The following is a 17,033-nucleotide window of genomic DNA, read 5'->3' on the forward strand; positions in this document are numbered from 1 at the left end:
CGCCGGATGTGTTCAACCACAACCTGGAAACCGTGCCGCGCCTGTACAAGGCTGCGCGTCCGGGTTCGGATTACCAGTGGTCGCTGACCCTGCTGCAACGCTTCAAGCAGATGATGCCGCACATTCCGACCAAGTCCGGTTTGATGCTGGGCCTGGGCGAAACCGACGAAGAAGTCATCGAAGTCATGAAGCGCATGCGCGAACACGACATCGACATGCTGACCCTGGGCCAGTACCTGCAACCGTCCCGCAGCCACTTGCCGGTCCAGCGCTTCGTACACCCGGACACCTTCGCCTGGTTCGCCGAGGAAGGTTACAAGATGGGCTTCAAGAACGTTGCTTCCGGGCCGCTGGTACGCTCCTCGTACCACGCTGACGAGCAGGCGAAACTGGTCAAGGCCGAGCTGATGTCGTCCTGATCCCGTTATGAGAGCAAAAAAGGCCCGCAAGGCTTCCAGGCCTTGCGGGCCTTTTTTTAGCAGTGCTCACGGCGATTACAGTCTTTTCCTGCAAACCGTGGTGCGATTGACCCTCTTCTGTTTATTCCCGTTCCTGACTACTGTGTGCTGAAGCGTTCACAGGGAGAATCATGGATGACTGCTCGACCGACCCACACCCTTTGTCCTCATACCCCCGTTCCGGCCTTGCCACCTACAGGGCTGATTGGCGTGATCGCGCCCGCCGGCCCCGCAGCGCTGGACACCGATAAAGCCATCGGCTGGATGCGCGCTCGCGGCTATTCGCTGCGCGTGTTTCCCGGCGTTTATGAGCAAGACGGTTATCTGGCTGGCAGTGATGATGTGCGGCTCAATGACTTGCATGGCGCATTCGCCGACAGCGAGGTCGATGCCATCCTCTGTCTGCGTGGCGGTTACGGTACGCCGCGTTTGCTTGATCGCATCGATTTCGAATTACTGCGCAACAACGCCAAGCCGTTTATCGGTTACAGCGACGTCACTGCGCTGCACTTGGCCATCAGTCGTTATGCAGGCTTCGTGACGTTTCACGGCCCGATGCTCAACGCGGACCTGCTGGGTGACAAGCAGCAACCCACCGAGTTCTCGTTTTTCAACATGCTGCGCGGGCAGGTGAAGGCGGGCAGTGTGCTTTCTCACCCGGTGGCCTGGCCGTTGACCACCATCGAGCCCGGTATCGCTCACGGGCGTTTGCTGGGGGGCAATCTGTCGATGATCGCCGCGACCATGGGCACGCCTTACGAGATCGATGCCGAGGGCGTCATCCTGTTCATCGAAGACATCAACGAGCCGCTGTATCGCATCGACCGGCTGCTGACTCATTTGCGTCTGGCCGGCACGTTGCACAAGCTGCGCGGGGTTCTGGTGGGGGATGTGGCAGGGGTTGATGCGATCGCGCTGAAGAAGTTGCTCAAGCAGACCTTTGCGCCGTTGCGCATCCCCGTGCTGGCCGGATGGCGTAGCGGGCATTGTGATCCGAATCTGACGCTGCCGATGGGCGCGCTGGTCAGGCTGGATGCGGGGGACAAGGCGTTGGTGTTGGAGCAGGATGTGGTGATCAGGCAGTAGTTCGTTAGCGCCTGATAGTCAGTCTTCGCGGGCAAGCCTCGCTCCTACGGAATTGTTGGGTCGTCATAAACCCTGTAGGAGCGAGGCTTGCCCGCGAAGCTTTTAGCGGCTACGCAACCCTTCCAGCAACTTGTGCGTCGGATAACCATCCGCCGGCCAGCCAAACGACTGCTGCGCGCTGCGGATCGCTTTGCGGGTATTGGCGCCGATAATCCCGTCGGCGGTCCCTGCGTCGTAGTTCTGGGCGCTCAGCAGGTTTTGCAGCTCGATTCGCTCGGTACGGCTCAGCGGCAAGTCATCTTTTGGCCATAGACCGCTGATCAAACCGCCGCCATTGAAGCGCTCGGACAACAGACTCACGGCCAAGGCATAGGACGAAGAGTTGTTGTACTTGAGAATCGCGCGGAAGTTATCGAGGACCAGGAACGCCGGGCCGCGATAGCCTGCCGGCAACAACAGGGCGGCCGACAGGTGTTCGGAACCTGCCGGAACCTGGCCGCCATTGGGCAGGGTTACCCCCAGTTGTCGCCACTCGGCCACACTCTTGCGAATCGCGCCATCGGCCAGGACGTAATTGAAGCCGCTCGCCAATTGTACTTCGAAGCCCCAGGGCTGACCTTTCTGCCAGCCGGAGCTTTGCAGGTAGTGCGCGGTCGAGGCCAATGCATCAGCAGAGCTGTTCCAGATGTCGCGGCGGCCATCACCGTCGAAGTCTACGGCGTGGGTGTTGTAGGTGGTCGGAATGAACTGGGTCTGGCCCATGGCGCCTGCCCAGGAGCCGAGCATTTTCTCGGGGGCGATATCGCCTTGTTGCAGGATTTGCAAGGCCGCGATCAGTTGCGCGTGGGCAAACCCGGGGCGTCGCCCTTCATAAGCCAGGGTCGCCAGGGAGTTGATCACCGACTTGCTGCCCTGGAACTGACCAAAGTTACTTTCCATGCCCCACACCGCGACCAGAGCCTGACGGTCGACGCCGTAGCGCTGTTCGATGCTTTGCAGGATGTCGGCGTGCTCGCCGACAAGCGCCTGACCTTTGCGCACCCGTAGCGGCGACAGCGCGCCATCGAGGTACTCCCACACCGGGCGAGTGAATTCCGGTTGGCTGCGATCGGCACGGATCACGCTGTCGTCCACGCTGACATTGGCAAAAGCACGATCGAACAGGTCGGCGCGAATGCCGGCGGCGAGGGCGTCCTTACGGAAACCCGCCTGCCATTCGGCAAAGGTCTGGGTAGGCTGGATGTCGAGATTTTCACCGGTTGGAACCACCGGCGGAATAACCGCAGGGGCCGTCGCAACGGTGCGGGTCTGAAGCGGTTGGGCGTCGGCAGCGGTGGGTTTTTCCGCGCAGGCGACAAGCAGAACGAGGCTGGAGGCAGCTATCAGTTGGCGAAGAGGCCAACGACGGGAAATACAAAGGGGCATGCACAGGTCCAGAGGATACGAATCAGGTGCAGACCTTAACATGCCTGCTGAGAGAATCGGTCGCTTGGCAAACATTTGGACTGAAAGCTTGCTAGCCAACTGGCTAGCCTAGTCCCATTTCATGCGCTCTCCAACTGTCAGATCTGGCAGCTATTCGGGGCTCTTTTCAAACTGTTAAATGATCGATACAGGCAACTTTATCGTTCATCGATGGGGACTTTTTACATGAAAAGGATAGTGCTTTCGTTGTTGTTTTTCCTGATTTTGGGCTGTTCGACATCACACGATGTGAGCAACGATTCAATTTACAACAATATGACTACCTCGGCGACGACGGAACCGCCGTTGGCAACTCGCGGTCCGTTAGTGGCAGCCGAGTTGGCTGCGCGTTACAGAGATACTGCCACCACTCGATGCGATGGACTGGATAGAAGGCCAGCATTCTTGTGCAGTGGAATTTTGCTACGTGGAACGGCCACTGCAGACGGATTCGATGTCTGGGATCCGAGCCCTACGGCAGTAAGGGTGGGAGGCACTTCATTTTCATTTGTCCGTTCGGACTACAAGATGAAAAGACTTGCCATGGGCTATAAGAAGGGTCTGATTTTTTACCCTGTTTTGAAAACTCCTCCAAGTAAACTCAAGATCCCCGTTTTGTGTTTCTTTCCCGTGGACGGGGATTCCGATCATCGTAGCGACAAGGGTTGCGGCGGTATTTCCGGGTACGCCTCAACCGTTGCCTGCGCTTCTCAGGGTATCGACACCCCTGAAAAATGGGCAGGGAATTACCAACAATATGCTTCTGAAAGTCATAACAGGAGGGGTGTGTGCAGTTTTGATGTCCGAGATTCGATTGATGCGCTTGCCGGCCCCAACTTTGTCAAAGGCATGCAGGCAGGTCGCTTGGTGACGCCTAGAGCTTTTGATATACCCAATGATGTGAAGATGGAAACTTGGGAAAAGGGGGCGGCCGCGGTTCTGCCAATTGAGGCCTTCTTTTATGTCATTGTCGGAAGTTCTTCAGGATTGACGGAAGTGCAAAAGGATCAACTTCGATTCAAGGAGGTCACTGGAGAAAGCATACCCATTATCAAAGTGACAATGCCCGCAACGCTGGACGAAAAAGTGACCTTCGCTTTTCAGGCGCAAGATCAGGCAGTGAATTGATTGCTGATTCAAGCGGCCAGAAAGTAAGAAGCCTCCCAGCTGTTAGACTGGAAGGCTTCGCGGCGGTAGCTGCCTTTGCCCTTGCCGGCTCGTTCCTGACGGCTGCGGAACAGTGGCTGGGCGACGATGGATTTGGCCTTGTTGGGGCCATGTTTAGATGGCTTTTTGCTCATGATGATCTCTCGCAAGTGAGTGGGTTTTGCGGGGGAAATGATCTGCCGAAGTAGGGATTCTGTCTAGTCCCTACATTGTGTAGGACCTTTCGGACGCCTTCGCGGGCAAGCCTCGCTCCTACAGGAATCACACACGATCTCTGTAGGAGCGAGGCTTGCCCGCGAATGGCCGTTATGGGTCAAAAACATTACTCGGCAGGCAGCGATAATCTCTGGCCAGCCATCAACAGCGTCAACCGACTCAGACTCATCCACGGCGAACCCGCCGCCTGGCCTTTGATCTGCGCGTCGATGCGCTGGGCTTCCAACAGCAACTGCGCCCAGCGTTGTGCCGAATAGCGTTGCAGCGCTTTGCTCATCAACGGTTTGCGTTTGTCCCAGATTGGCGGTCGGGCCTGGCTGAAGGCTTTGTCGAGCGGCACGCCTTGGCTGTATTGCAGCGACAGGTTGGCCAGCAGACGCAGTTCCCGGGCCAGCGCCCAGAGAATCACCGGCGGTTCGACGCCTTCGCCGCGCAACCCTTCGAGCATGCGCAGGGCGTGAGCGGCCTCGCCATTGAGAATCGCATCGGTCAAGCCGAAGACATCAAAACGCGCACTGTCGGCTACCGCTGCTTGCACGGTTTCGACGGTGATCTGGCCACCTTCGGCCATCAGCTTGAGCTTTTCGATTTCCTGGGCGGCAGCCAGCAGGTTGCCCTCGACCCTGGCGGCAATCAGTTCGACGGCGTCCTGGCTGGCGGAAAGCCCGGCCTGGGACAGGCGTTGACGGATCCAGCTCGGCAACTGATTGGTGTCCACGGGCCAGATCTGCACGAACTGGGTCTGCGGGCCTTCGACCAGCGCCTTGCCCCACTTGGTCTTCTGCGCACTGCCGTCAAGCTTGGGCAGACTGATCAGCAACACCGTGTCTTCGGCGGGGCGCGAACAGTATTCGATAAGTGCCGCGGCGCCTTTGTCTCCGGGTTTGCCGGAGGGCAGACGCAGTTCCAGAAGACGTTTTTCGGCGAACAGCGACATGCTGGCGCCGGCCTGCAGCAGCGTACCCCAGTCGAAACTGGCGTCGGCGGCAAAGACCTGGCGTTCATCGAAACCTTGCTGGCGGGCAGCCGCGCGAATGGCGTCGGCGGCTTCCTGACACAGCAGTGGGTCATCGCCACTGATGACGTAGACCGGCGCGAGGGCACCTTGCAGGTGTTTAGCGAGTTGGGCGGGGGCGAGTTTCATAAGAAGAGGCAAACGGGGCGCCTGAGCGCCCCGTAAGGCTTATTGCTGCGGCAGTTCGATAGGCGACTGACGCGGCGTCTGCGCTTCAGCTTTCTGTGCCGCTTCCAGCGCGTCGGTTTCAGCCTTGGCCCTGGCGTCAGCGGTCTGCTGCAGCTGTTCCAGCTGAGTTGGGGAGAGCTGTTGCAGGCGCAGCATCATGCGTTGAACCAGTTCACGACGCATTTCCTTGCGGGCATCGTTGGCTTCCTGGTCGGAACCCACCAGGTTGTTGCCGTCATGGATGAAGACTTTCTGCACTTCGAGCTTGTCGCTCAGCAGTGGCAGGTTGCTCTGACCCCGGATGTCGTAGTTCAGCACCATGGTCATCTGGTACTCGCCAGTACGACCGGCGCCTGCGTAACTGAGGATGCGCTGGCTTTCCTGCTCATCGGTCAGCACCAGTTTGTGAGGTGCGCCGCTGTAGACCTTGACGCCACTGCTTTCCAGCACCTGACGCAATTGCGTTACGGTTTCGCCGTAGGCATTGCGGGCGCTCAGATCGAGTTCCTTGATCGCCAGTTCAGTGGTGCCGGTGCCGCGCAGCTGGAAACCGCAGGCGCTCAGCAGGACTGCAAGGCCCATCACCAGCAAATTGCGTTTGATCATTTTGTTGCTCCCCTTGAAACCATGTGGGCCGGTCAAGCGGCCCGAAAGGTTTTACTCGGCGCCAGGCATCACCTGGCGCCCGATCCAATTTAGCTGGCGACGATATTGACCAGTTTCCCGGGCACTACGATCACTTTGCGAATAGTCAGGCCATCGACGAAGCGCAGGACGTTTTCGTTGGCCCGTGCGGCCGCTTCGACTTCTTCGCGGCTGGCGCTGGCCGGCATTTCGAGGTGGCCGCGCAGCTTGCCGTTGACTTGAATGACAAGCTGCAGGCTGTCCTGTACCAGGGCGCTTTCATCCAGCACCGGCCAACCGGCATCGATGACCGGATCGGCGTGACCCAGGCGATGCCACAGTTCGTGGCTGATGTGCGGGGTGATCGGAGCCAGCAGCAGGACTACGGTTTCCAGACCCTCGTGAATCAGTGCGCGATCCTGTTCGGTGCTTTGCGCGGCTTTTTCCAGCACGTTCATCAGCGTCATCACTTGGGCGATGGCGGTGTTGAATTTGTGGTTCTGGCCGACGTCGTGGCTGGCCTGCTTGATGGCCTGGTGGATCGAACGGCGAATGGCTTTTTGCTTGTCGTTCAGGCTGGCGACGTCCAGTTTGCCCGGCAGGCCCTGAGTGACGTGCGCTTGAGCCAGGCGCCAGACGCGCTTGAGGAAGCGGTGCGAACCCTCTACGCCGGAGTCGGACCATTCCGCGCTCATGTCGGGTGGCGAGGCGAACATCATGAACAGGCGGCAGGTGTCTGCGCCGAACTGGTCAATCATCGATTGTGGGTCGACGCCGTTGTTCTTTGACTTGGCCATCTTCTCGGTGCCACCGATTTCCACCGGCAGGCCGTCTGCGATCAGCTTGGCGCTAATGACCTTGGCCTTGCTGTCGCGTTCAAGTTCGACATCCGCCGGGTTGAACCACGTGTAGGCACCGTTGGCTTCGCGACGGTAGTAAGTCTCGGCGATCACCATGCCCTGGGTCAGCAGGTTCTTGAATGGCTCGTTGGAGCTCACCAGGCCTTCATCACGCATCAGCTTGTGGAAGAAGCGCGCATAAAGCAGGTGAAGAATGGCGTGTTCGATGCCACCGATGTACTGATCCACCGGCAACCAATGGTCGGCCGCCGATTTTTCCACCAGACCACCTTCATAGTGTGGCGAGGCGTAGCGGGCGTAGTACCACGAGGACTCGACAAAGGTGTCCATGGTGTCGGTTTCACGCTTGGCTGCAGCGCCGCATTTCGGGCAGGTGCACTCGTAGAACTCGGGCATGCGCGCCAGTGGCGAACCGGCGCCGTCCGGTACGACGTCTTCCGGCAGCACCACGGGCAGTTGATCTTCCGGGACCGGCACATCACCGCAGGTGTCGCAGTGGATGATCGGGATCGGGCAGCCCCAGTAGCGCTGACGGCTGATGCCCCAGTCACGCAGGCGGAACTGGGTGCGCGAGGCACCGAGGTTTTTCTTGATCAGCGCCACTTCAATGGCGTCGAACGCACCTGCGAAGTCGAGGCCGTCGAATTCGCCGGAGTTGATCAGCGTGCCGTGCTCGCCGTACGCATCCTGCCAAGGAGCCGGGTTGGTGTCGCCGGAACTTGTGCGCACCACGGATTTGATCGGCAGGTTGTACTTGGTGGCGAACTCGAAATCACGTTCGTCGTGAGCCGGAACAGCCATGACCGCGCCATCGCCGTAATGCATCAGCACGTAGTTGGCGACCCACACCGGGAGTTTCTCCCCGGTCAGCGGGTGTTCGACGAACAGCGAGGTCGGCAGGCCTTTTTTCTCTTGAGTGGCGACGTCGGCTTCGGCAACGCTGCCGCCCTTGCATTCAGCGATGAACGCTTGCAGCTCAGGGTTGTTCTGCGCGGCCAGGGTCGCCAGATGGTGTTCGGCGGCCACCGCAACGTAGGTTGCGCCCATCAGGGTGTCCGGACGGGTAGTGAAAACTTTCAGTGCGCCGGCTTCGCCGATGGAGTCGACGTTGTACGGAAACTGCACTTCCATGCCGCGGGATTTGCCGATCCAGTTGCGCTGCATGGTCTTGACCTGTTCAGGCCAGCCCGTCAGTTCGTCGAGGCTTTCCAGCAGCTCATCCGCGTAGGCGGTGATCTTGAAGTAGTACATCGGGATTTCGCGCTTTTCGATCAGCGCGCCGGAACGCCAGCCGCGACCGTCGATCACTTGCTCGTTGGCCAGAACGGTCTGGTCGACCGGGTCCCAGTTCACAGTGCCGCTTTTTTTGTAAATCACGCCTTTTTCGAACAGGCGAGTGAACAGCCATTGTTCCCAGCGGTAGTAATCAGGCTTGCAGGTGGTCACTTCGCGCGACCAGTCCACCGCCAGGCCCAGGCTGCGCAGCTGGCTTTTCATGTAGGCGATGTTTTCGTAGGTCCACTTGGCGGGCGCTACGTTGTTCTTCATCGCGGCGTTTTCCGCCGGCATGCCGAAGGCGTCCCAACCCATGGGTTGCAGGACGTTCTTGCCTTGCATGCGCTGGTAGCGGGAGATCACGTCGCCGATGGTGTAGTTGCGCACGTGCCCCATGTGTAGCTTGCCGCTGGGGTAAGGGAACATCGACAGGCAGTAGAACGTCTCCTTGCCTGGCTGTTCACTGACTTCAAAGGACTTTTGCTCGTCCCAGAATGACTGGGCGGCGGCTTCGATTTCACGGGGCTGATATTGTTCGTGCATGGCTACTTTTGAACTGAATAGGGGTGGCCTAATCCTCTTCAATGCAACGCTGGACGGTGATAACGCCAAATCGGCGTTTCGGTGCCCAGGCGAGCTGGAAGTGGAGTTACAGGAAGCGCCGTAGCATACATGACCGCACTCTACCGAGGGAAACCCTGATTACACGCAAGGACGTGGCCATTACCCGCTCCGAGGGCCGTTGGTCGCGGCACTCAGCCGGTTTTTTCAGCGAGGCTAAGCTCTAAAAGGGGAGTGAGTCTTATCTTCAATGAGGTGATGGATGGTTGAGTCACAGCAAAAAGCTACAAAACCGGAGCTGTACGAAAAACTGATAGACCGTCTCGCAATGGCGCTGGATTCGGCCAAAACTGCCGGACGGCTGCGTGATGAGCGTCCCCTGGAGCTGGAGCTGCGTGGTTTGAGCCCCGCAGAGTTTGAACTGGTCAAGGCCTATCTGGATCGTAGTGAACGTGAAACGCAGGGATGCTTGTCAGCAGCAGTGAAGCAACTCGAGGCACCACGTTCGGCCAAGATCATCTGGCTCAAGGATAAGGCACCCGGCAAAGGCGCGGGAAAGGTCCGGTCTTTGCAATTCAAGTAAGGGCACTTGAAGCCATGGAAAATGGTTTTTTGAAACAAAGTCCTTCCACATTTGTTGTCGCGTTGCGTCAACCCACCTAGGCTTCGGGCATCTATGGAGATGCCCGATGCCTTTTCGTTATTTCATTAAACAACTTCTTCTGCCGCCCGGCATTTTATTGCTGCTGCTGGTACTTGCCTGGTGGTGGCGCCGCTCAAGGCCGAGACTGGCGGGGGTGTGTTTCATCTTGGGCGTGGGCGGCTTCTGGTTGATGAGCCTGCCGGTCGTGGTGGAGTGGAGTGCCAAGGCGCTGGAGCGCGAGTCGCCGCTGGCGCGCGAGGAATGGGCAACCTTGGGCCGACGGGCGGACGCGATCGTGGTGCTGGGTTCAGGGCGTGAGCGGGGCGATCCGGCTTGGGGCGTTGACCAGCCGACCGGAGTAGGCCTGGGACGTGAGCGCTATGCAGCGCGCCTGGCCAAGGCGTCCGGCTTGCCGATTCTGACCAGCGGCGGCCTGCATTACGGCACTCCACCGACCGAAGCGAAGCTGATGGCGGACTCATTGCTCGATGATTTTGGCGTGACGGTACGCTGGCAGGAAGGGCGCAGCCGCACGACCTGGGAAAACGCGCAATTCAGCGCTCAGGTGTTGTTGCCGGAGGGGATCAAGCGGGTGGTGGTCGTGACTCAGGCCTGGCACATGCCGCGAGCGGTCTGGAGTTTCCAGCAGGCCGGATTTGAGGTAGTGCCCGCGCCAGTGGGGTTTTTAGGCGTGGACAATGCCCGGCCGCTGGGCGGCTGGATGCCGGAGTTCAAATCGATCTGGCAGAGCGGGCAGTTGATGAATGAGGCGGTGGGGCAGATCGGGTATTCGTTGTTTTATCGAGGCGATGTTGACGCTGATTGATGTTGTGCCTGTGATGCCGTCTTCGCGAGCAAGCCCGCTCCCACATTGGATCTCGAGTGTTCATACATACTGTGTTCACCGTAGATCTACTGTGGGAGCGGGCTTGCTCGCGAAGCTTTAAACGGTTTTCGCCATCCGGTTGGCCACCAATGCCCAACCAAACAACAACACGCAACTGATGATCAACGGCCACGAACGCCATTGCAGGTAGGGCGTCAGGTTGTGCATCGGCACCACTTCGCCATACAGAATGCCTTGTTCGAACTGCGGGATCTGCACAGTGATCTGGCCAAACGGGTTGATCAGGCCGGTCACGCCGTTGTTGGTGGCGCGGATCATCCAGCGGCCGGCTTCAAGTGCGCGCATCTGCGCCATCTGCAAGTGTTGCAGCGGGCCGATCGAGGTGCCGAACCAGGTGTCGTTGCTGATGGTCAGCAGCAAATCGCTACGGGCAGCGAGGCCGGCGGCGAATTCCGGGTAGACCACTTCGTAGCAGATGAACGGCGCAATCTGATAACCCTTGGCTTGCAGCAGCGCTTGATCGGCCGGCCCTCGGGCGAAGTCGGACATCGGCAGGTCGAAGAAAGCGATCAGGCCGCGCAAGACTTCCTGCAGTGGCACGTATTCGCCGAACGGCACCAGTTTCTGCTTCAGGTAAGTGCCATCGCCTTCACCGACGACGGTAATGCCGTTGAAATAGCGCTTCTCGTGATGGAGTTCCTGGCGAATCGGCACGCCGGTGATCAACGCGGATTTACGCTCGGCGGCGAAGCTTCCCATCATGTTCAGATAGCCCTCGGCGGACTCCTTGAGCACCGGGACCGCCGTTTCCGGCCAGATCAGCAGGTCGACGCGTTTGGAACTGAAACTCATGTCGCGGTACAGCGCCAGCTGCGCATTGAGCTGCGAGGGGTCCCACTTCATGCTTTGTTCGATGTTGCCCTGAATCGCCGCGACGCTCAGTGGTGCGCCTGCCGGGCTGGTCCAGGCATGTTCCTTGAGCGCCATGCCGGCCACCCATGGGCCTGCCAGCAGTAACACGCCGACAGCGATGAAGCCTTTACGGCCAGTGCGTACCAGGCGCGCAGCGTTGTAGATCAGCGCAGCCGTCAGGGCCAGGGTGAAGGAAATCAGCCACATTCCGCCGACCGGCGCGAGCCCGGCCAGTGGGCCATCGAGCTGGCTGTAGCCGGAATAGAGCCATGGGAAACCGGTAAGGAACCAGCCGCGAAAGGCTTCCTGACCCACCCACAACGCCGCAAATGCCAAGGCATCGGCCAGAGGCGCTTCGTTACGGCGCAGCCAACGCGCCCAAATCCAGGCGGGCAGGGCGAAGAACCAGGCAATCGCCGCGGTGAACAGCAGCATCAAGAATCCGGCCAGCAGCACCGAGGCGCCACCAAAGTTGTGGATGCTGTAGTAGATCCAGCTAGTGCCCGCGGCAAACAGGCCGAAACCGAAACACCAGCCACGGCCCAGGGCCTGACGGGGGTTCAGTTCACGCAAAGCGGCGTAAAAGAAACCGACCGCCAGCAATGCCAGCGGCCAGATATCGAACGGCGCCAGGGCCAGAGTGGTGAGTGCACCGGCCGCCACGGCCAGCAAGTTACCGGGCCAGCCGGGGCGGGTCATCCAGTGCATTTCTTTCCTTAATTTTTACCGGGCAATAGGTGTCAGACGCAGCAAGTGAATCCGACGGCTGTCGGCGTTCAGGATGCGGAAGCGATAGGCGCCGATTTCAGTGATTTCGTTGCGTTTTGGCAAGTGCCCGAACGCGCTCATCACCAAGCCACCGACGGTGTCGAATTCATCGTCGGAGAATTCGCTGTCGAAGAACTCGTTGAAGTTATCGATCGGCGTCAGGGCCTTGATCAGGAAGTCACCGCTGGGCAGCGGCTTGATGTAGCTGTCTTCTTCGACGTCGTGCTCGTCTTCGATGTCGCCGACGATCTGTTCCAGCACGTCTTCGATGGTCACCAGACCGGCCACGCCGCCGTATTCGTCAATGACGATGGCCATGTGGTTATGGTTGGCGCGAAACTCACGCAGCAGCACATTCAGGCGCTTGGACTCGGGCACGAAGGTAGCCGGGCGCAGCAGGTCCTTGATGTTGAAGCTGTCGCCGTTCTCCTTGAGGATCAACGGCAGCAAGTCCTTGGCCAGCAACACGCCCATCACGTCATCATGGCTTTCGCCGATCACCGGGTAGCGGGAGTGGGCCGAGTCGACCACGGCCGGCAGGAACTCGCGAGGTGTCTGGGTCGCCTTGATGCTGATCATCTGCGAGCGCGGGACCATGATGTCCCGTACTTGCAGGTCTGCAACCTGGATGGCGCCTTCGACGATGGCCAGCGCTTCGCTGTCCAGCAACTTGTTTTGATGGGCATCGCGCAGCAGCTCCAGCAGCTCCTGGCGGTTTTTCGGCTCGTGGGCAAAAGCCTGGGTGAGCTTACCCAGCCATGACTTCTGCCCGTTGCTCGATCGATCTTCGCTCATAGCGATTACTCTGAATCCTTTGTTGTTACGATTGGGGATGTGTCTGTTTCGTCGTCCGCATAAGGGTCTGGATGACCCAACTCTGCAAGCAACGTTCGTTCCAGTGCTTCCATCTCTTCGGCTTCATCGTCATCTATATGGTCGTAACCAAGCAGATGCAAGCAGCCGTGAATGACCAGGTGCGCCCAGTGAGCCTTTATTTCCTTGCCTTGTTCCGCCGCTTCGCGCTCGACCACCGCTACGCAGATCACCAGATCGCCGAGCAGGGGAATATCGAGAAACTCATCGGGGACATCGGCCGGAAACGACAAAACGTTGGTGGCGTAGTCTTTCTGCCGCCAGGTGAAGTTCAGTTCGCGGGCTTCCTCTTCATCGACCAAGCGGATGGTCATTTCGGAGTCGGCAGTACGCTGGCGCAGGGCCAGTTCGCACCATTGGCGGAATTCGGCTTCGCTTGGGGCAGACGCTTCGGTAGCCAGTTGCAGGTCAAGCTCAAGCATCGGGGCGAGTGTCCTTGGGAGAGGGCTTCGCCGTTTCGTCGGCTGTACGATTTTCGAAGCGCTCATAGGCCTCGACAATGCGTTGCACCAACGGATGGCGCACCACGTCCTTGGGCATGAAGTGGGTGAAGCTGATCCCCGGAACGTCTTTGAGCACCTCGATCACATGATGCAGCCCGGACTTGGTGCCTTTCGGCAGGTCGACCTGGGTGATGTCACCAGTGATGACGGCGGTGGAACCGAAACCGATCCGGGTCAGGAACATCTTCATCTGCTCGACGGTGGTGTTCTGGCTTTCGTCGAGGATGATGAAACTGTTGTTCAGCGTACGACCGCGCATGTAGGCCAGCGGCGCGACTTCGATTACTTGGCGCTCGATCAGCTTGGCCACGTATTCGAAGCCGAGCATTTCGTAGAGCGCGTCATAGAGCGGGCGCAGGTACGGGTCGATTTTCTGGGACAGGTCGCCGGGCAGGAAGCCGAGCTTTTCGCCCGCTTCAACCGCCGGACGAACCAGCAGAATACGGCGAATCTGCTCGCGTTCCAGCGCATCTACCGCGCAGGCAACGGCCAGATAGGTCTTGCCGGTACCGGCCGGGCCGATGCCGAAGTTGATGTCGTTACCGAGGATTTCCTTCACATAGCGCACCTGATTCAAGCCGCGAGGGCGAATCATGCCTTTCTTGGTGCGCAAGGCGACGGACGGTTCGGCGGGGGAGTGGTTGTCCAGTTCCTCGACGGCCGATTCCTGCAGGAACAGGTGAACCATGTCTGGCGACAGCTCGGTACCTTTGGTTTCCCGGTACAAGCGGCGCAGAAGGTTTTCCGCGGAGGTGGTGTGCTTGGGCTCGCCGATCAGTTCGAACTGATTTCCGCGGTTGCGGATCTCGATCGCGAGGCGCTGTTCGATCAAGCGCAGATGCTCGTCGAATTGCCCGCACAGATTGGCGAAGCGGCGAGCTTCAAAAGGCTCGAGGATGAAACGATGTGGTTCTATGGGTGCGTTCAAGGTCGTATTTAGCCGCCCTGGGGCAATTATGATGAATCAAGGATAGCGCCAGTCGCCTGGGTACGAAAGCTCTTAAACCGACCAATGTTGAACACCGTCCTTGTAGGAGCGAGGCTTGCCCGCGAAGAACGATAACGCGGTCCGTCAGACAGACCGCGGTGCGGCCTTCGCGGGCAAGCCTCGCTCCTACAACAGCGAGCCCCGCAGCGAGTGCGGTTGCGCGGCATCGATGCGCACATCGGCGAACTGGCCGATCAGGGTCGGATTGTCGCAGCGGAAGTTGACGATACGATTATTCTCGGTCCGGCCTTGCAGTTCACCGGGGTCTTTTTTCGAATAATCGGTGACCAGAATCCGCTGAATGGAGCCCACCATTTGTCGGCTGATCTCGAAACCTTGCTGGTTCAGGCGATGTTGCAGGGCGTTCAAACGTTCTTTTTTCAGTTCTTCCGGCGTTTCGTCGGCCAGATCGGCGGCCGGCGTGCCCGGACGCTGGCTATAAACGAACGAGTAGGAAAAGTCGAAACCGACGTCTTCGATCAGCTTCATGGTCTGTTCGAAGTCTTTTTCGGTCTCGCCCGGGAAGCCGACGATGAAGTCAGAACTGATGCAGATCCCCGGCACGGCGGCCCGCAACTTGCGCAGTTTGGATTTGTACTCCAGTGCGGTGTGGTTGCGCTTCATCGCCGCGAGGATCCGGTCGGAACCCGATTGCACCGGCAAATGCAGGTGTTTCACCAGCTCCGGCACTTCGGCGTGGGCCTGGATCAGGCTGTCGGAGAATTCCAGCGGGTGCGAGGTGGTGTAGCGAATCCGGTCGATGCCATCGACAGCGGCTACTACCCGGATCAATTCCGCCAGATCAGCCAGGCGCCCATCATGAGTGGTGCCGCGATAACCGTTGACGTTCTGCCCCAGCAAGGTCACTTCGCGCACGCCGTTTTCGGCCAGGTGAATGATCTCGGCAATCACGTCGTCGAACGGTCGGCTGACTTCTTCACCGCGCGTATAAGGCACCACGCAGAACGTGCAGTACTTGCTGCAGCCTTCCATGACCGACACGTAAGCGCTCGGCCCGTCGATGCGCGGCTCGGGCAAGTGGTCGAATTTTTCGATTTCCGGGAACGAGACGTCGACTTGCGGCAGTTTGGTCTGGCGCGCGGCGTCGATCATTTCCGGTAGGCGGTGCAGGGTCTGCGGGCCGAATACCACGTCGACGTACGGAGCGCGATCACGGATGGCCGCGCCTTCCTGGCTGGCCACGCAGCCGCCGACGGCGATGACCATTTCCGGGTTAGCCAGTTTCAATTCGCGCCAGCGACCCAGCTGGGAATACACCCGGTCCTGGGCGCGTTCGCGGATCGAGCAGGTGTTGAGCAGGATCACGTCGGCGTCTTCAGCGCGAGCGGTGACTTCCAGGGCCTGGTGTTCACCCAGCAGATCGACCATGCGCGAGCTGTCGTACTCGTTCATCTGGCAACCGTGGGTTTCGATGTAAAGCTTCTTGGCCATGGATAGAGTCATCACGTGATTCAAAGAACCGCGCATTATAGGGAACATGCACCAAGGTTCCTACCGTTGCGCGTCCGGTGGCTATGCTATAGTTCGCGCCCTCATTTTTATCCCCGATGTGTTACCCGCCCACCATGACCAAACGTGAAGCTCCAATCTACAAGGTGATTTTCCTCAATCAGGGCCAGGTGTACGAAATGTACGCCAAGCAGATCTATCAAAGTGATCTGTGGGGCTTCCTGGAAGTGGAAGAGTTCGTCTTTGGCGAGCGCACGCAAGTGGTCGTCGATCCGAGCGAAGAGAAGCTCAAGGCTCAGTTCGAAGGCGTTGTACGCAGTTTTGTACCGATGCATTCGATCGTGCGCATCGACGAGGTCGAGCGCTTGGGCACACCGAAAATCAGCGAAGCCCGTGGCGCGGTCGGCAATGTCATGCCGTTTCCGATGCCGATGCCTGAGAAGTAGTCTTCAAGACCGAGCCGCTCCCTTCGCGGGCAAGCCTCGCTCCTACAGGCCCGCGCTGCCCTTGTAGGAGCGAGGCTTGCCCGCGAAGAGGCCAGAAAGACCAACGCAGAATTCAGGGCAGTGGCGAAAACGGCGTACGCCCATCGGCGCTCTGCAATTCCATCAGGTATTTACGGAAAATTTGCCCCAGTACCTGGGTAGCGACTTCCAGATCTTCGCGGGGCATTTTTTCGGCGACTTCGTCGGCGGTGTCCAGCGCCTCTTCGGCGCCGTTGACCGCGGCCATTTTCAGCACGATATACGCCTGAACGTTATTGGCCGGTACGCCTTCGCCATGGAAGAACATGGTGCCAAGTTTGAATTGCGCCTGGGCGTGGCCTTGCAGCGAGGCCTTTTCGAAGTAGCTCAGGGCTTGATTGAGGTCGCGCGGCGCGTTTTTGCCGTCGTAGTAGAACTCACCCAACTCGTATTGCGCTTGCGCATCCCCTTCATCCGACGCTTTCTGACAGGCAGCGAGCGCTTGCGTCAGGTCTTGCGGCTGAGTATTGAGGGTGCAGCGACCCATCGCCGGGATCAACAACGAGTTGCCGCCTGCTTGTGCGAGCGCGAGCAGGGGCTGAAGGAGCAACAGGCAGCCCAATGCAAGGGTGCGGCCGGTGCGGTTCATGGGAATCGACTTACCTCTGAGG

At 59.1% G+C, this 17,033-nt stretch carries 17 protein-coding genes; 6 read left to right on the forward strand and 11 right to left on the reverse strand.

Translation table 11 applies throughout. The annotated features are described in order from the left end of the window. Both ACIPLA_RS06310 and ACIPLA_RS06315 read left to right on the forward strand, forming a co-directional pair. The coding region (locus ACIPLA_RS06310; protein ID WP_401172429.1) for a radical SAM protein at nucleotides 1–419 on the forward strand (419 nt) is incomplete at its 5' end. A 174-nt stretch (nucleotides 420–593) separates the two neighbouring features. Continuing rightward, nucleotides 594–1,544, forward strand: coding sequence for an LD-carboxypeptidase (locus tag ACIPLA_RS06315; RefSeq protein ID WP_401172432.1), 951 nt, complete (start codon nucleotides 594–596; stop codon nucleotides 1,542–1,544). A gap of 102 nt (nucleotides 1,545–1,646) precedes the next feature. On the opposite strand, the gene ACIPLA_RS06320 is transcribed toward ACIPLA_RS06315, so the two are convergent. Continuing rightward, the gene (locus tag ACIPLA_RS06320; protein ID WP_123498561.1) at nucleotides 1,647–2,969 is read right to left on the reverse strand and encodes a lytic murein transglycosylase; all 1,323 of its coding nucleotides are present in this window, start codon (nucleotides 2,967–2,969) and stop codon (nucleotides 1,647–1,649) included. 225 nt (nucleotides 2,970–3,194) lie between these two features. On the opposite strand from ACIPLA_RS06320, the gene ACIPLA_RS06325 reads away from it, so the two are divergent. Next, entirely contained in the window at nucleotides 3,195–4,136 is a 942-nt protein-coding gene (locus ACIPLA_RS06325) for a hypothetical protein (RefSeq protein ID WP_218398855.1), read from the forward strand. 8 nt (nucleotides 4,137–4,144) lie between these two features. Here the strand turns inward: ACIPLA_RS06325 and arfA are convergent, their stop codons facing one another. From arfA to leuS, 4 genes are all read right to left on the reverse strand, one after another. Next, nucleotides 4,145–4,309 (reverse strand): alternative ribosome rescue factor ArfA, encoded by a 165-nt coding sequence (arfA, locus tag ACIPLA_RS06330; protein ID WP_046069682.1) that lies wholly within the window; start codon nucleotides 4,307–4,309, stop codon nucleotides 4,145–4,147. 188 nt (nucleotides 4,310–4,497) lie between these two features. Beyond that, nucleotides 4,498–5,535, reverse strand: a complete 1,038-nt coding sequence (gene holA / locus ACIPLA_RS06335) for a DNA polymerase III subunit delta (protein ID WP_008070097.1) — start codon at nucleotides 5,533–5,535, stop codon at nucleotides 4,498–4,500. Nucleotides 5,536–5,574: 39 nt separating this feature from the next. Then, the gene (gene lptE / locus ACIPLA_RS06340; RefSeq protein ID WP_218398854.1) at nucleotides 5,575–6,180 is read right to left on the reverse strand and encodes an LPS assembly lipoprotein LptE; all 606 of its coding nucleotides are present in this window, start codon (nucleotides 6,178–6,180) and stop codon (nucleotides 5,575–5,577) included. An 89-nt stretch (nucleotides 6,181–6,269) separates the two neighbouring features. Beyond that, nucleotides 6,270–8,876 (reverse strand): leucine--tRNA ligase, encoded by a 2,607-nt coding sequence (gene leuS, locus ACIPLA_RS06345; RefSeq protein WP_401172437.1) that lies wholly within the window; start codon nucleotides 8,874–8,876, stop codon nucleotides 6,270–6,272. Between the two features lie 280 nt (nucleotides 8,877–9,156). On the opposite strand from leuS, the gene ACIPLA_RS06350 reads away from it, so the two are divergent. Both ACIPLA_RS06350 and ACIPLA_RS06355 read left to right on the forward strand, forming a co-directional pair. After that, on the forward strand, nucleotides 9,157–9,477 hold the full coding sequence (locus tag ACIPLA_RS06350) for a hypothetical protein (protein ID WP_123498571.1): 321 nt from the start codon (nucleotides 9,157–9,159) through the stop codon (nucleotides 9,475–9,477). 106 nt (nucleotides 9,478–9,583) lie between these two features. Next, on the forward strand, nucleotides 9,584–10,363 hold the full coding sequence (locus tag ACIPLA_RS06355; protein WP_401172441.1) for a YdcF family protein: 780 nt from the start codon (nucleotides 9,584–9,586) through the stop codon (nucleotides 10,361–10,363). 117 nt (nucleotides 10,364–10,480) lie between these two features. On the opposite strand, the gene lnt is transcribed toward ACIPLA_RS06355, so the two are convergent. The 5 genes from lnt to miaB all read right to left on the reverse strand — a co-directional run bounded on the left by lnt (nucleotide 10,481) and on the right by miaB (nucleotide 15,880). Then, the gene (lnt, locus tag ACIPLA_RS06360; RefSeq protein ID WP_123498575.1) at nucleotides 10,481–12,004 is read right to left on the reverse strand and encodes an apolipoprotein N-acyltransferase; all 1,524 of its coding nucleotides are present in this window, start codon (nucleotides 12,002–12,004) and stop codon (nucleotides 10,481–10,483) included. A gap of 15 nt (nucleotides 12,005–12,019) precedes the next feature. Then, complete coding sequence (locus ACIPLA_RS06365; RefSeq protein ID WP_007894419.1) at nucleotides 12,020–12,859, reverse strand: HlyC/CorC family transporter; 840 nt, start codon at nucleotides 12,857–12,859, stop codon at nucleotides 12,020–12,022. A 5-nt stretch (nucleotides 12,860–12,864) separates the two neighbouring features. Next, nucleotides 12,865–13,359, reverse strand: a complete 495-nt coding sequence (gene ybeY, locus ACIPLA_RS06370) for an rRNA maturation RNase YbeY (RefSeq protein ID WP_218398850.1) — start codon at nucleotides 13,357–13,359, stop codon at nucleotides 12,865–12,867. Further along, a complete protein-coding gene (locus tag ACIPLA_RS06375) occupies nucleotides 13,352–14,368 on the reverse strand; it encodes a PhoH family protein (protein WP_123498577.1) in 1,017 nt (338 codons plus the stop codon). The genes ybeY and ACIPLA_RS06375 overlap by 8 nt, the downstream gene beginning before the upstream one ends. Nucleotides 14,369–14,554: 186 nt before the next feature. After that, complete coding sequence (gene miaB / locus ACIPLA_RS06380; RefSeq protein WP_401172447.1) at nucleotides 14,555–15,880, reverse strand: tRNA (N6-isopentenyl adenosine(37)-C2)-methylthiotransferase MiaB; 1,326 nt, start codon at nucleotides 15,878–15,880, stop codon at nucleotides 14,555–14,557. Between the two features lie 134 nt (nucleotides 15,881–16,014). Here miaB and ACIPLA_RS06385 point away from each other — a divergent pair, with 134 nt between their 5' ends. Continuing rightward, a complete protein-coding gene (locus ACIPLA_RS06385; protein WP_007894425.1) occupies nucleotides 16,015–16,344 on the forward strand; it encodes a DUF1820 family protein in 330 nt (109 codons plus the stop codon). Between the two features lie 112 nt (nucleotides 16,345–16,456). Here ACIPLA_RS06385 and ACIPLA_RS06390 read toward each other — a convergent pair whose 3' ends face one another. Beyond that, complete coding sequence (locus tag ACIPLA_RS06390; RefSeq protein WP_008070087.1) at nucleotides 16,457–17,011, reverse strand: tetratricopeptide repeat protein; 555 nt, start codon at nucleotides 17,009–17,011, stop codon at nucleotides 16,457–16,459. Nucleotides 17,012–17,033 lie beyond the last annotated feature (22 nt).

The organism is Pseudomonas sp. NPDC086112, from assembly GCF_044746425.1.
Taxonomy (GTDB): domain Bacteria; phylum Pseudomonadota; class Gammaproteobacteria; order Pseudomonadales; family Pseudomonadaceae; genus Aquipseudomonas.